This window comes from Ulvibacter sp. 2210JD10-4 (assembly GCF_058148525.1).
This window is the reverse complement of record NZ_JBYVJZ010000001.1, coordinates 126976-141003: the sequence shown is the minus strand read 5'-3', so window position 1 is coordinate 141003 and position 14028 is coordinate 126976. Positions and strand designations below refer to the sequence as shown.

General features: G+C 37.3%; 13 protein-coding genes. 8 read left to right on the top strand and 5 right to left on the bottom strand.

Annotation, left to right across the window (positions count from 1 at the left end; translation table 11 throughout):
* The 4 genes from ACY2RT_RS00685 to ACY2RT_RS00670 all read right to left on the bottom strand — a co-directional run bounded on the left by ACY2RT_RS00685 (position 1) and on the right by ACY2RT_RS00670 (position 4442).
* Positions 1-711: a YiaD family glycine zipper/OmpA-like lipoprotein gene (locus tag ACY2RT_RS00685; protein ID WP_490153940.1), complete on the bottom strand. Its 711-nt coding sequence runs from the start codon at positions 709-711 to the stop codon at positions 1-3.
* The gene (locus ACY2RT_RS00680; RefSeq protein ID WP_490153939.1) at positions 711-1190 is read right to left on the bottom strand and encodes a lipocalin family protein; all 480 of its coding nucleotides are present in this window, start codon (positions 1188-1190) and stop codon (positions 711-713) included. Before ACY2RT_RS00680 ends, ACY2RT_RS00685 begins: the two co-directional genes overlap by 1 nt.
* Before the next feature lie 134 nt (positions 1191-1324).
* Positions 1325-3331, bottom strand: coding sequence for an alpha-ketoacid dehydrogenase subunit alpha/beta (locus tag ACY2RT_RS00675; RefSeq protein WP_490153938.1), 2007 nt, complete (start codon positions 3329-3331; stop codon positions 1325-1327).
* 139 nt (positions 3332-3470) lie between these two features.
* Complete coding sequence (locus ACY2RT_RS00670; RefSeq protein ID WP_490153937.1) at positions 3471-4442, bottom strand: T9SS type A sorting domain-containing protein; 972 nt, start codon at positions 4440-4442, stop codon at positions 3471-3473.
* A 195-nt stretch (positions 4443-4637) separates the two neighbouring features.
* Here ACY2RT_RS00670 and ACY2RT_RS00665 point away from each other — a divergent pair, with 195 nt between their 5' ends.
* The 5 genes from ACY2RT_RS00665 to ACY2RT_RS00645 are packed head-to-tail and all read left to right on the top strand — an operon-like array spanning position 4638 to position 8518.
* Positions 4638-5588, top strand: coding sequence for an isopenicillin N synthase family dioxygenase (locus tag ACY2RT_RS00665; RefSeq protein WP_490153936.1), 951 nt, complete (start codon positions 4638-4640; stop codon positions 5586-5588).
* Positions 5588-5917, top strand: coding sequence for a translation initiation factor (locus ACY2RT_RS00660; RefSeq protein WP_490153935.1), 330 nt, complete (start codon positions 5588-5590; stop codon positions 5915-5917). Before ACY2RT_RS00665 ends, ACY2RT_RS00660 begins: the two co-directional genes overlap by 1 nt.
* Before the next feature lie 7 nt (positions 5918-5924).
* Positions 5925-6794, top strand: a complete 870-nt coding sequence (locus ACY2RT_RS00655) for a nucleoside phosphorylase (RefSeq protein WP_490154917.1) — start codon at positions 5925-5927, stop codon at positions 6792-6794.
* Positions 6791-7645: a substrate-binding domain-containing protein gene (locus tag ACY2RT_RS00650; RefSeq protein WP_490153934.1), complete on the top strand. Its 855-nt coding sequence runs from the start codon at positions 6791-6793 to the stop codon at positions 7643-7645. Before ACY2RT_RS00655 ends, ACY2RT_RS00650 begins: the two co-directional genes overlap by 4 nt.
* Positions 7646-7681: 36 nt before the next feature.
* Positions 7682-8518 (top strand): glycoside hydrolase family 25 protein, encoded by an 837-nt coding sequence (locus ACY2RT_RS00645; protein ID WP_490153933.1) that lies wholly within the window; start codon positions 7682-7684, stop codon positions 8516-8518.
* Positions 8519-8733: 215 nt separating this feature from the next.
* On the opposite strand, the gene ACY2RT_RS00640 is transcribed toward ACY2RT_RS00645, so the two are convergent.
* Positions 8734-9399, bottom strand: coding sequence for a uracil-DNA glycosylase (locus tag ACY2RT_RS00640; protein WP_490153932.1), 666 nt, complete (start codon positions 9397-9399; stop codon positions 8734-8736).
* Between the two features lie 50 nt (positions 9400-9449).
* On the opposite strand from ACY2RT_RS00640, the gene ACY2RT_RS00635 reads away from it, so the two are divergent.
* The 3 genes from ACY2RT_RS00635 to ACY2RT_RS00625 all read left to right on the top strand — a co-directional run bounded on the left by ACY2RT_RS00635 (position 9450) and on the right by ACY2RT_RS00625 (position 14003).
* Positions 9450-11609, top strand: coding sequence for an endonuclease MutS2 (locus ACY2RT_RS00635; protein WP_490153931.1), 2160 nt, complete (start codon positions 9450-9452; stop codon positions 11607-11609).
* A complete protein-coding gene (locus tag ACY2RT_RS00630; RefSeq protein WP_490153930.1) occupies positions 11609-12016 on the top strand; it encodes a thiol-disulfide oxidoreductase DCC family protein in 408 nt (135 codons plus the stop codon). Before ACY2RT_RS00635 ends, ACY2RT_RS00630 begins: the two co-directional genes overlap by 1 nt.
* Positions 12017-12128: 112 nt before the next feature.
* Positions 12129-14003 (top strand): mucoidy inhibitor MuiA family protein, encoded by a 1875-nt coding sequence (locus ACY2RT_RS00625; protein ID WP_490153929.1) that lies wholly within the window; start codon positions 12129-12131, stop codon positions 14001-14003.
* The last annotated feature ends 25 nt before the right edge of the window (positions 14004-14028 follow it).

Genomic DNA, 14028 nt, shown 5'->3' with positions numbered 1-14028 from the left:
TTAGTTTCCGTCTGCCTCATTTTGGGCATCTTCTATCATTTGCTCATTAGGTACGATCACAATGTTAACACGGCGGTTCTTTGCTCTACCTTCGGCTGTATTGTTATCACCTACCGGACTTTGCTCACCATACCAGTTGGTAGTGAATCGACCTGCACTCAACCCTTTGGTGCCTGTGAAATAATTAGTTACCGCATTTGCCCTGTTCTTAGAAAGTGTCATATTGGATTCGTCTGATCCAACACTGTCCGTATGGCCAACAACTAATACGTTTGTATCACTATACTCTTTGAGAATACTTGTTAATTTATCGAGTGTGATCTTTGAGGCATCATTGATATTATATTTACCGGTAGCAAAATATACTCCACTATTCTCATCGAAGGTAATTACAATTCCATCGTCCACACGTTCCACTTCGGCTCCAGGGATTTCTTCTTCGATTTTTTGCGCTTGTTTGTCCATTTTGGCTCCAATAAGGACTCCGGCTGTACCTCCTACAACACCGCCAATCACTGCACCCATTTCTCCATTTCCTCCTTTGCCAACATTGTTTCCGATAATGGCTCCTAAAATGGCTCCACCAGCAGCACCAATAACGGCTCCTTTTTGTTTATTGTTTGCATTTTTAGTTGCCTCACAGCTAGAGATACTTACCACAAGGGCCAAAGATAATGCAGTTAAAAATATACTTTTAATAAGTGTTTTCATTATTCGCTAATTTTTGAAAAGTTCATAGTTATTTTAAAGGGTTTTCCATCCAATGAAACGGTTTGTTCCCATTGCATGGAATTGTTGTTAAGTCTTGCCAATCGTACTCTAAATCCTTTATTATCGGCAGATTTGTATTTTGCATCGGTAGGTTTTAGCAAGAAATCATACAAACCGGAATTAGGGTCCATTTCCTGGATATCAAAAATAAAATTCCGGTCTCCGGTAGGACAGTTACTGTTATTTACCGTATAGATCCCTCTGTTATTATTGGGAACAAATTTCCACGTTGTGCCTTCAAAGCATTCTTTTGAAGTATCACTAAAGACAGTTACATTAAAAGTTCCGGCTTCGCTGTAGGTAATGGTATCCAACGACCAGTTTCCTTTAATTACTTTTCTGGATTCCTGCACTGTTTTTGGTGTACCACAAGCAAATACAAGTGCTGCAAAAACAGATAATAAAATTAATTTTTTCATAAATGGTGAGTGTTATTATTTGATTATGTAAGTTAAAAATTTTGATGGGGAATCGATACTAAGATACTATAAAAAGTAGAAATATGCATAGAAATATTTGTGCATATTTTATCAACCCGTCTATTTCAGAAATTTTAATAGGCCAATAGATCTAGTAACGATTCTTTGAATTTACTTTTTGAAAGATATTGTGCTTCCAATTGTGCTGCAAACGGAATTGGAGTTTCCATACTTGCCACACGTTTTATGGGAGCGTCTAAATGCTCAAAACAATTTTCTGAAAGTAATGCCGAAATATCTGAAGCTATTCCTCCAAATAAAGAATCTTCTTGCAAAATAATTGCCTTCCCGGTCTTTTTTACTGAAGCGTAAATTGCATCGGTATCTAAAGGCATTAACGTACGAAGGTCTATTAGATCTGCTGAAATATCTTTAAGTTCTTCTAAAACCTCCAAAGCCCAATGTACTCCGGCTCCATAGGTAATTACCGTAACATCATTTCCTTCTTTCAGAATAGAAGCTTTGCCAATAGGTAAGGTATAATAATCTGTAGGTATTTCCTGACGAATACTTCTATACAATGCTTTGTGCTCAAAGAATAACACGGGGTTCGGATCTTCTATACTTGTAGCCAATAGTCCTTTTGCATCGTATGGAAAAGCAGGATATACCACTTTTAGACCCGGTGTATGTGTAAACCATGCTTCATTGGTCTGGCTGTGAAACGGCCCGGCTCCTACTCCCGCACCACAGGGCATTCTTATAACAACATCGGCATTCTGGTTCCATCGATAATGCGATTTTGCCAGATAATTTATAATTGGATTGAATCCTGAGGTCACAAAATCTGCGAATTGCATTTCCATAACTGCTTTGAATCCGGTAATGGACAATCCCATAGCTGCTGAGACTATGGCAGACTCACATATAGGTGTGTTGCGTACACGTTCTTTTCCAAATTCTTTCAAAAAACCATCGGTGATCTTAAAAACACCTCCATATTCAGCTATGTCCTGCCCCATTATCACCAAATTATCATGTCGCTGCATAGATTGTTTCAGTCCTAATGAAATAGCATCGATCAATCGTAATTCTTCAATAGTTTTATTTGGTTTAATTTCTTGATATATAAATGATTGAAATACATCATTTAATTCATTAGTTTCACTAGACACAATCTCTTCTTCAGCAAAAGCGATATCAAGATTTTTGTTGATCTCATGAATGATCTCTTTCTTAAACTGTACTTCATCTTCTTCAGACAGGATATTATTCGATCGCAGGTATTCTGCATAATTTTCGAGAGGGTCTTTTGCGGCCCATTGGTCCATTAACTGCTGAGGAACATATTTAGTACCACTCGCCTCTTCATGTCCACGCATTCTAAAGGTTTTAAATTCCAAAAGTATTGGGCGCGGGTCCTGACGCATACTTGCTACCAACTGGTTTACTTTGGTATAGACCTCTAAAATATTATTGCCTTCAATGATATGCGCTTCCATCCCATAGCCTTTCCCCCGGTCCGCTATATGCTCGCAATTGTACTGTTCGCTTGTAGGGGTTGAGAGCCCGTAGCCATTATTTTCAACGCAAAAAAGAACCGGTAAACTCCATACAGAGGCCACATTCAATGCTTCATGAATATCTCCTTCGCTTGTCCCTCCTTCTCCGGTAAATACAGCACAAATTTGATTGTTCTCTTTAAGTGTATTACCCAGAGCAATTCCGTCTGCAACCCCAAATTGTGGCCCTAAATGCGATATCATTCCTACAATATTGTATTCCTGAGTTCCAAAATGAAAGCTGCGGTCCCGCCCTTTGGTAAATCCACTGGCCTTACCCTGCCATTGGGAAAACAATCGGTGTAATGGAATTTCGCGAGTAGTAAAAACACCAAGGTTTCGGTGCATTGGCAAAATGTATTCATCTTTGTGTAACACGGAAGTAATTCCAACCGAAATAGCTTCCTGCCCAATTCCGCTAAACCATTTTGATATTTTACCCTGGCGTAAAAGGATCAGCATTTTTTCTTCGATCATACGAGGCTTTAGCATCCTTTTATATAAGGAGATCAGGGTATTATCATCAAGGCCTTCCCTGTCGTACTTAAAATGAACTGTTGGCAATGTTTTAGAGCTCATAGCTTTTATTTGAATTGTCCAAAAGTAGAAAAAAATGTAAGGAGAGATACTATTGTTTTATCATAAATTTTCAAAATATTAATTTGAAAATAAATCCTTTAAAAAGTAGCTGATAAGAGAAGTAAATTATTTATCAGATTTAGAATTTGACTATTTTTTTTACAAATATGACCTCAGAGTTTTGTTTCAAGGCAGCAAAATAGATGCCTTTTTGCAGGTAAGACACATCAATAGTGCTTTCTCTTTCTTGCAATCTTGTATGAAACACTTCTCTACCCAATACATCCAGCAACGTAAAGTTGGTTGGTTCAAAAACTTTGTCAGGTATTGAGATCTGCAATATTTTGTTTACCGGGTTTGGATATAATTTAACTGTTTCCAATAACGATTCATCAACCCCAAGGCTATTGCATTCTTCCTGTGTTTCAACAAAAGAAGAAGCCGGGTCGGTATAGATCCAATTCGCTTCACTCCAGGCACTATCATCTACAAAAATGCATTCGAGTATTGCATTTTCGTAAGACCAAAATCCTCCTGATAATATATTGGTATTATTACCATTTCGTATATCCAAAGAAGTTAAAAGGTTTCCGGTAAGTCCTACATACTCCAGTGCAGGGTTTTGGCTCAAGTCCAAGCTCACGACCATATTTTCACTTAGAAACAGCTTCTCTAATGCAGTATTTTGACTTAAGTCTAAGAAGATCAACTCGTTTCCGTTAGCTTTCAACTCTGTCAATAAAACATTTTGTGTGAGATTCATCGTCGAGACTTTGGTCAAAGAACACTCTAAAAATTGTAAGGCTGTATTATGACTAAGGTCCAGTGTGGTTATTTCATGATACTTAATTTTTAATCCCGTGATATTTACAAAGGCTTCTATTCCGGTTAGATCTAATATGCTATAAGCAGAATCAAACAGATCCAACGTTCCGGTTAATGCTTCTGCTTCACTCACCTGTATCTCTCCATCATTATTGGTATCTACTATAGGGTCATCCTGGTCCAATAATATGAGTTTAAAAGAACGATCGGGAATGTCAACGATCTGAGCATTCATTTCAATAGCGCACAATAAATAAGCGCATACAAGTAGTAGTGTTGTTTTCATAACGCATAAAATTTGATCGGTTAAAAGCGTTCTTTTTTGATTGAATGAAGCAGGGTTCTTTAAATATACGGAAAAATACCCTAATGTTTTAAAAAAGAACAATAGATCGTTTTGAAAATACAATTGCTGAATAGATCCGATATTTCGGAAATGCACTACTATTTTGGTATATTTGTAGTCTTAATTACTACCGTTATGAACAATATACCCAGCGTAGATTTAGCCGATTTTATTTCGGGTGACCCGGTTAGAAAACAGAAATTTGTAAATGAAATAGGCCGTGCCTACGAAGAAATTGGTTTTGTCTCTCTTAAAAATCATTTCTTAAGTGATGCCTTAGTTGAAGACCTTTACAGGGAAGTAAAATCTTTTTTTGCGCTTCCTGTTGAGACGAAAAAGAAATATGAAATAGAAGGGTTAGGCGGCCAACGAGGGTATGTTTCCTTTGGAAAGGAACATGCCAAAGGAAAAAAAGAAGGTGACTTGAAAGAGTTTTGGCATTTTGGGCAGGAACCTACTGAAGATGCAAATCTTCCCGACTCATACCCTGATAATGTACTGGTTTCTGAAATTCCGGAGTTCAATTCAACAGGAATGCAGGCCTACAGAATGCTGGAAAAAACAGGGATCTATGTATTAAGGGCCTTGGCATTGTATATAGGGCTTGAAGAGCATTACTTCGATCACTGGGCAACCAACGGAAATAGTATTTTACGCCCTATACACTATCCTCCTATTACCGAAGAACCTAAAGGTGCTGTTCGTGCAGGTGCTCATGGAGATATTAATTTAATTACTCTTTTAATGGGAGCTTCTACCGGAGGGCTACAAGTACTTCGCAAAGATGGGGAATGGATCGATGCCATTCCGGAAGAAGATGAATTGGTGATCAATGTAGGTGATATGCTGGAACGTCATACCAATAATAAATTGCGTTCAACCATACATCGAGTGGCAAATCCACCCAAAGAAGAATGGGGAAATCCACGTTACTCAATACCTTTCTTTATGCATCCCCGAAGTGATATGAAACTGAATTGCCTGGAAAAATGTATTGATGAAGCACATCCCAAAGCATATGAAGATATCACAGCAGGAGAATTTTTACACCAACGTTTGGTTGAAATAGGGTTGATAAAAAAATAATGGATTTACAAGATCAATTAAAAAATCTTTTCCCTGAACATGTTCCTTCTTCTGAAGGACCTGAACATACTAAAGAACCTGCCATTTGGCTACAGGATGCTCCACTTATCTGTAAATACGAAAAACGAAAAGGAAAACCTATTACTATCATTGAAGGATATACAGGTGCCGATAGTGACTTTAAACAACTTGCCAAAGAGATCAAACAACTATTGAGTGTTGGTGGTAGTTTTAAAAATGAGCAGATTATCATTCAAGGGGATTATCGCGATAAAATAATGCAGTTTTTACAAGATAAAGGATTTAAAACCAAACGCGTTGGAGGATAATGATACTATGAGAATTCCCGAATCTGAACTGATCTTAACCCCGGATGGCAGTATTTACCACCTCGACCTAAAACCGGATGAAATTGCCGATACTATCATTATTGTAGGCGATCCTGCACGTGTCGACCTGGTTTCAGACTATTTTGATACTGTTGAAGTAAAGGCATACCACAGAGAGTTTAAAACACATACAGGCAGGTATAAAGGAAAACGAATTTCGGTGTTGTCTACCGGGATAGGAACTGATAATATCGATATCGTTTTTAACGAACTGGACGCATTGGTCAATATAGATTTTGCAACACGGACCGTCAATAAAGAACTGAAAGCATTAACCATTGTGAGAATTGGTACTTCAGGAGCATTACAGCCCGAAATCCCAGTAGATAGTATGTTGGTTAGTGAATTGGGAATTGGTTTTGACAATCTCCTTCATTTTTATAAAGGCGGACAGTTTATGGATGAAGGTTTTTCAGAAGCATTTATAAAACATACCCATTGGTTCTCTAAAAAGTCAAGTCCGTATGTGATTGCTGCAGATACCAGCCTCCTAAGGCTATTTGCTTCAGAAGATATCATAAGGGGGTGCACTACCACCAATGTAGGGTTTTACGGCCCGCAAGGGCGCGTATTGCGACTTCCGCTTCAGGATAAAACGTTGAATGATAGGATAGCTTCATTTGAATACAACGGCATAAAGATCACTAACCTGGAAATGGAAACCGCAGGTATTTATGGAATGTCAAAACTTTTAGGGCATCGCGCTTTATCACTCAATGCTATTATCGCAAATCGACCAAATGGTACTTTCAGTAAAAAGCCAAAAGAGGCCATTCACAAACTCATTCAGCATACGTTAGAAGTTTTAGTACAATGAAAGATCTTTATATAGGAGGTGTCCCCGAACATTTTAACCTTCCCTGGTACCTAACCTTGAGGGATAAGGAATACCATGAGGAAGATATTAATTTACGATGGAAAGATTTTCATGGAGGTACCGGACAAATGTGCCAGGCGTTGCGTGACGGTGAAATTGATATGGCAGTAATACTAACAGAAGGAATTATTCGTGATATCATTAATGGAAACCAGTGTAAAATTGTACAGGTGTTTGTAAGATCTCCTCTTGTTTGGGGCATCCATGTGGCTGAAAATTCAAGTTATAAGTCTGTTGATGAATTGCGAGGTACTCATGCCGCTATAAGCAGGTATGGCTCCGGCTCTCATCTAATGGCGTATATAAATGCTGAAAATGAAGGATGGAATCTTGAAGAGGACCTTAAATTTGAAGTTATCGAAAACCTTGACGGAGCCCTGAAAGGGCTTCCAAAAGGCAAAGGCGACTATTTTATGTGGGAGAAATTTACTACAAAACCTTATGTAGATGACGGTATTTTTCGTCTCGTTGGAGAATGCCCTACTCCCTGGCCCTGTTTTGTGATAGCTGTACGAAATGAAGTATTGGAGCAGGATGAAGAAAATGTAAGGGCAGTTTTAAAGATTATAAACAATACTACCATAGATTTTAAAAATATCCCTTCTATCGATAAAATGATCTCGAACAGGTATGGCCAGAAATTAGACGATGTACAAGAATGGCTCGCCATGACCGAATGGAGCCAAAAACAACTTTCCTTTGAAGAAGCAGGTCGTGTACAACAAAAGCTTTTGAAACTGGACTTAATTAAAGAGATTTTCCCTACTGAAAACTTATTGTATCTTTATTAGCAGATAGAGACACTTAATAGCAGCTAACCAATAGATTTGAAAACCAATAGCTTTTATACTGTTACTATTATAGTAGTGATATTCCTTTCAATATTTGTTGGAGTTATATTGATCTCCGATGCCATTTTATTACAAAATAATTTTACTGATAAAACGGCAGACCTTACTGAGTTCTCTACAAAAAAAAATATTTCTACCGCTACCACTACTACCACACAAGATACTATAGTTTGGGCTAAAGGAATCGATATCTCAAAGTATCAAGGGGTAATCAACTGGGATTCCCTGAACCCAAAAGTATCCTTTGCCATTTGTAAGGCAACAGAAGGGCAAACATTGATGGACACAGATTTTGCTCATAACTGGAGCCAGATAAAACAAAGTGACAGAATAAGAGGAGCGTATCATTTTTACATTACATCTGATGACCCTACTACACAAGCCCAATTCTTTTGGAGCACTTTATCAAGAGACTATACAGCTTCAGATCTCCCTTTGGTTTTAGATGTGGAAAGTGCAAGTATTAGAGGAACAATTTCAAAAAGTAAATTGCAGGAAGATGTTCTTACCTTTCTGAAAGAAATACAGAAACTATCCGGTAAGATCCCACTACTCTATTCCAATACATATTTTGCTAATGAATACCTGGTTAATAAAGACCTTAGTTTTTATCCCTTATGGGTTGCAGAATATACCAGTAACGAAACTCCAAATGTTCCGACTGCCTGGAAGAAAAAAGGGTGGACCTTTTGGCAACGATCCGACACATATGACCTAAATGATATTCATGGAGATGTTGATTTTGACCGATTTAACGGAACATTAAATAACCTGAAAGGTTTTATTGCAAATGAAGCGAATAGTGAAAATTAATTTTTTTTATTTTTTTACGCAACCCTGATACAACCTACGCATCTTACTAAAGTAAAAGAGATATTATGACTACGTTTTTTATTGTATTGGGGGGCTTACTTGTAACAAATTTTTTATTGTTACAGTTTAGTTGTAATGACGTTTCAGAACACGAAGTTCCTGAAGAAGAATAGTTTACTACTCCCAATATTATTTTCTATCCCATTGCCTTATCCTTACCAATTAATTGGTTCCTCTTTATTTTTTTCTAAATAATTATTTACGGCACTAAAATGTTTATTGTCAAACCAATACCCTCTATTGGCACTAAGAGGTGATGGATGGCCACTTGACAATATCAAGTGCTTTGATGCATTGATCTTTGCTCCTTTTCGTTTTGCATAACCACCCCATAAAATAAAAACCAAACCCTCTCTTTTTTCTGAAAGCTTTGCTATCACAGCATCGGTAAATTCTTCCCATCCCTTATTTTGGTGACTACCAGCTTGATGCGCACGAACGGTTAATGTAGCATTTAACAATAAAACACCCTGATCTGCCCACCGCTCTAAATTTCCGCTTTCCGGAACAGGTTTTTGAACATCGGTTTTAATCTCCTGAAAAATATTTAATAAGGACGGAGGCTTAGCAATTCCATCTGCAACCGAGAAGCAAAGCCCATTTGCCTGTCCGGGGCCATGATACGGATCCTGCCCAATAATTACCGCTTTTACTTTGTGAAAAGGAGTATGGTCGAAAGCTGAAAAAATTTGCCTGCCGGGAGGAAAACAACGATATGTAGTGTATTCGGCTTTTACAAATTGTATTAATTTTTTGAAATAATCTTTTTCAAATTCGTCCTGAAGTTCTTCCTTCCAGCTTGACTCTATTTTTACATCCATTATTAGTACTTTTGTGCATCAGAAACGTAAAATTACAAGAATAAAAGGGAATGATCCGCATTGATAAAAAAACTTTGGAAGACTTGGAATTCTCTTCTGTTTTGCAACAAGTTTCAGACTTTTGCATTACCGAACCGGGAACAGAAAGATCCTTGTCCATTGCTCCTTTTAAAGATGCCGAACTTATTGCTTCTGAACTACACCGGGTAAAAGAATTTACTGCGTCCTTTGAAGGTGACAATCGCATTCCAAATCATGGCTTCGAACCTATCTTTAGAGAACTCCAATTATTAGATATAGAGAATAGCGTATTGGAAGTTTCTGGCTTTAGAAGGATTTTAAGTGTTTCCGAGACTACCAAAACGCTTCTTAAATTCTTCAAAAAGTTTGAAGAGTTCTATGTATATCTGAATGATTTTTCCGAAAATGTCAGTTACACTTCATTGATCAGTGATGAGATTGTAAAGGCTATCGACCGCTTTGGAGAAGTAAGGGATGATGCTTCTACAGAATTGGCTGCGATTCGAAAGCGCCTAAGTGTGGTTAAAGGACAAATAAATATTTCATTCAACAAAGCCCTCACTCGCTATGCTCAGGCTGAATATCTGGATGAAATTCGAGAAACTGTTGTAGACAATAGACGTGTATTAGCTGTAAAAGCAATGCACCGTCGCAAAGTGAACGGCGCAGTTCTGGGAAATTCTAAAACCGGAAGCATTGTTTATATTGAACCGCAAGATACATTAGAGTTCGCCAACGAGCTAAGCAATTTGATATATGAAGAACAGGAAGAAATAAAACGTATTTTAAAAGCTCTTACCGAATTCTGCAGACCCTATAAGACACTTTTAGACAGCTACCAGAAATACCTTATATATATAGATGTTCTTTACGCCAAAGCGAAATATGCAATCGCTATAAATGGCGTTTTACCGTTGTTGACTTTAGAAAAAAGGGTGTATCTCAATAAGGCTTATCACCCACTCCTTTTAATTTCAAATAAAAAAAGAAAAGAAAAAACATTTCCGCAGACCATAGAATTACTACCTAAAAAGCGGATCATTGTAATTTCTGGTCCCAATGCCGGAGGAAAAAGTATCACGCTCAAAACTGTTGGCTTATTACAGGTGATGCTTCAAAGCGGAATGTTGATTCCCTGTGACCCTCAAAGTGAATTATGCTTTTTTGATAAGGTACTGACTGACATTGGGGACAATCAATCTATTGAAAATCATTTGAGTACCTATAGCTACCGTTTAAAGAAAATGAACCAGTTCCTGAAAAAGTGTAATAAGAATACACTCTTTTTAATTGATGAATTTGGCACCGGTAGCGATCCCGAACTGGGAGGTGCTTTAGCTGAAACTTTTCTAGAAGTCTTTTACGAAAGAGAAGCTTTTGGAATCATTACCACTCATTATACGAATTTAAAGTTATTAGCCAATGAGTTACCGGACGCGATGAATGCCAATATGCAGTTTGACAGCAGAAGCCTGGAGCCTTTATATAAATTACATCTGGGTGAAGCCGGAAGCTCTTTTACTTTTGAAGTAGCACAAAAAAATGGGATTCCCTATAGTTTAATCAATAAAGCGAAAAAGAAGATCGAACGTGGGAAGATCCGATTTGATAAGACGATCGCTAATCTCCAGAGAGAACGCTCAAAGCTTCGGAAAACTTCAGAGAATTTAGAGACATCTACAAAGAAAGCCCGTGAAGAAAGCAAACAGTTGGAAGAGATTAATGCTCGTGTGCAGGAAAAGTTGGAAAGTTATCAGGAGTTATATGACGCCAATCAAAAATTAATAAGCCTTGGAAAGAAATTCGATGTACTTTCAGAAAGGTATTTCAACAACAAACGCAAAAAGCAGCTGGTCGATGAATTAATGAAGCTGGTGATGGTTGAAAACAGTAAACGAAAAAAAGTAGCTCCTAAAGTGAAGCAAAAGGAAAAAGCTAAGAAACAGATTACGATGAAGGAGGTTGAAAAGAAGGTTGAAGTGATACGTAAACGTAAAAAGAAAGAAAAAGAAGAAGCAAAAAAAGCACCACCCCCAAAACCCAAGGTAGCCTTAAAAGTTGGTGACAGGGTGCGAATGATTGAAGGCAGGGCAATTGGTACTATCGATACTATTGAAAAAAATAAAGCGATTGTGAACTATGGAATGTTTACGACTAATGTAAATATGGAAGAGTTAGAAAAAGTCTGATGCACAATAAACAGAAACATAAAGTTATTCTTTTCGACGGAGTTTGTAATCTCTGCAATAGTTCAGTCACCTTTATTATAAAACGAGACAGAAAAGATATTTTTCGTTTTGCAGCTTTGCAAAGCGATGCCGGGGCCGAATTTATTAAGAAACACGGGGTCGACACACCAAAAACCGATTCTATCATCCTGATCGATGGCGACGCTCACTATGAAAGGTCTACCGCTGCGTTGAAAATTGCGAAAAACCTTTCTGGGGGATACCCCCTCCTTTACGTCTTTATGGTCATCCCTAACTTTATACGGAATTGGGTCTACGATTATATTGCCAGAAACCGCTATAAATGGTACGGTAAAAAAGAAAGCTGCATGATCCCTACTCCCGAATTAAAAGCTAAGTTTTTATAGCAAGCTATTTGAAAGGATGTGTTCCCTCCTCCAAACGGCTACTTGCCTAAATCGAACTTTCACATTGGTGTTATAGAGGGTAGTTTTACAATGAATCTAAAACACTAACATCATGAAAAAAGTACTACTATTCTTATTATTGACTCCTTGTTTTCTTCTTGGATCCGAAATTCAACCAAAACCTTCAAAAATTGAAAAAGTTACTGTTTACCTTGAAGGAGCTTCCATTGAACGGATTGCTTCAGTGAATATTAAACCCGGAGAAAACATACTGGTTTTCAATAATTTATCACCAGACATTGATGAAAGCAGCATTCAGGTTTCCGGATTGAAGGATGCAACTATTTTAGCACTAAATTTCAATATAGATTATTTGGAAAAGAAAGTTCTTTCTGAAGAATACAAATTAATCGAGGCAAAACTCAAACAATTGAAATGGGAACGAATGTCCATTCAGAATACCATTTCGGGATATGAAGAAGAGCTACAATTGCTGAAAAAAAATCAACGCATTAATAGTGATGCGACCGATCTGTCTTTGGAAAAGGTAAAAGAAATGTCTGCTTATTACAGAAAGAGAATCACTGAAATAAAAAATGCTATTTATAAAGAGAAACTTTCTATTGATGAAATAGAGCAACAACTCCTGGATAATGGCAATGAATTAGCTAAGTTAGAAGATTTTAAAAAAGAAAAACGAGGAGAGATCAATTTGAAATTAGATGCGAATATAGCAACGAACCTTATATTGAACATAAAATATACGATTAAGAATGCAGGATGGTTTCCTCTGTATGATATCAGAGCGGTCAATACCTCTTCTCCTATCGAACTTTCTTATAAAGCAAATGTATACCAACAAAGCGGTACCGATTGGGAAAATGTGAAGATCGTCTTATCTACAGGTGACCCAAACACTAATAATATAAAACCTCAAATACTTCCAAAGTATCTCAATTTTGTAAATAGGTATTACAATGCTACTTCTGCCATAAAAAGTGCCAGCTACAAATACAATCCAACAATTAGAAATGTAAGTGGAACCATATTGGACGATTCCGGGCTACCCTTACCTGGTGTGAACATAATTGAAGTTGGTACTTCAAACGGAACACAATCCGATTTTGACGGCAACTATACTATAACTGTAAACGGTGGTAGAGAATTGGCATTTAGTTATGTAGGATTTGAATCCAAACAACTCCCTATATATTCAAACGTGATCAATGTACAATTAGAAGCAGGAGCGTTATTACAAGAGGTTGTTGTTACTGGGTATAGAAGAAGTAGTGTGAGGAAAAACAAAAAAATGGACAGAGAACTGCAAGGAAAAGCAGCTGGTGTTGAAATAACCGGTTCCGGTGCTGTCAAAGAAAGTGGTATAACTTCTGTACGTTTTGAAATTGCAAAAAAATATTCTATCGATTCCAATGCTGAGATCACCGTAATTGAAGTAGATAAATTTGCACTTCCGGCAATATACCAGCATTATGCCGCTCCTGAACTAAATGAGAATGTGTTCCTAACTGCTACCATAATGGATTGGGAACGTTATGACCTGCTTCACGGCGAAGCCAATATATACTTTGAAGGTAGCTACGCAGGAAAGACAGAACTCAATCCATTAGCAACTACAGATAGTTTAAACGTTTCATTAGGTATAGACCCTTCAGTGATCATCAAGCGAGAAAAGATCGATAATTTTAAAAGTAAGTCCTTTTTAGGGAATAATCGAATTATTGATAAAGGTTATAGGGTTGAAATAAAAAACAGCAAGAAATCAGCAATAAGACTTTTATTGGAAGATAGAATTCCTATTTCTCAAAACAAGGAGATCAAAGTAGCTGATATTGAAAAGGGAGATGCTTCATATGACGGCAAAACCGGTATTTTAAAGTGGAAATTAGAACTTATGCCTAATGCTACAAGTAAAAAAGAATTCACTTATACGGTCAAGTATCCAAAATCGAAACGAATAAACCTGTAACACTGCTTTAAAGGCGGATAAGAAA

Bases quoted from the DNA above. Each gene is read 5' to 3' on its own strand.
- ACY2RT_RS00625 (WP_490153929.1), top strand. From the start codon at position 12,129: ATGAAAAAAGTACTACTATTCTTATTATTGACTCCTTGTTTTCTTCTT.
- ACY2RT_RS00630 (WP_490153930.1), top strand. From the start codon at position 11,609: ATGCACAATAAACAGAAACATAAAGTTATTCTTTTCGACGGAGTTTGT.
- ACY2RT_RS00665 (WP_490153936.1), top strand. From the start codon at position 4,638: ATGAACAATATACCCAGCGTAGATTTAGCCGATTTTATTTCGGGTGAC.
- ACY2RT_RS00640 (WP_490153932.1), bottom strand. From the start codon at position 9,399: ATGGATGTAAAAATAGAGTCAAGCTGGAAGGAAGAACTTCAGGACGAA.
- ACY2RT_RS00660 (WP_490153935.1), top strand. From the start codon at position 5,588: ATGGATTTACAAGATCAATTAAAAAATCTTTTCCCTGAACATGTTCCT.
- ACY2RT_RS00685 (WP_490153940.1), bottom strand. From the start codon at position 711: ATGAAAACACTTATTAAAAGTATATTTTTAACTGCATTATCTTTGGCC.
- ACY2RT_RS00680 (WP_490153939.1), bottom strand. From the start codon at position 1,190: ATGAAAAAATTAATTTTATTATCTGTTTTTGCAGCACTTGTATTTGCT.
- ACY2RT_RS00635 (WP_490153931.1), top strand. From the start codon at position 9,450: ATGATCCGCATTGATAAAAAAACTTTGGAAGACTTGGAATTCTCTTCT.
- ACY2RT_RS00670 (WP_490153937.1), bottom strand. From the start codon at position 4,442: ATGAAAACAACACTACTACTTGTATGCGCTTATTTATTGTGCGCTATT.
- ACY2RT_RS00650 (WP_490153934.1), top strand. From the start codon at position 6,791: ATGAAAGATCTTTATATAGGAGGTGTCCCCGAACATTTTAACCTTCCC.
- ACY2RT_RS00675 (WP_490153938.1), bottom strand. From the start codon at position 3,331: ATGAGCTCTAAAACATTGCCAACAGTTCATTTTAAGTACGACAGGGAA.
- ACY2RT_RS00655 (WP_490154917.1), top strand. From the start codon at position 5,925: ATGAGAATTCCCGAATCTGAACTGATCTTAACCCCGGATGGCAGTATT.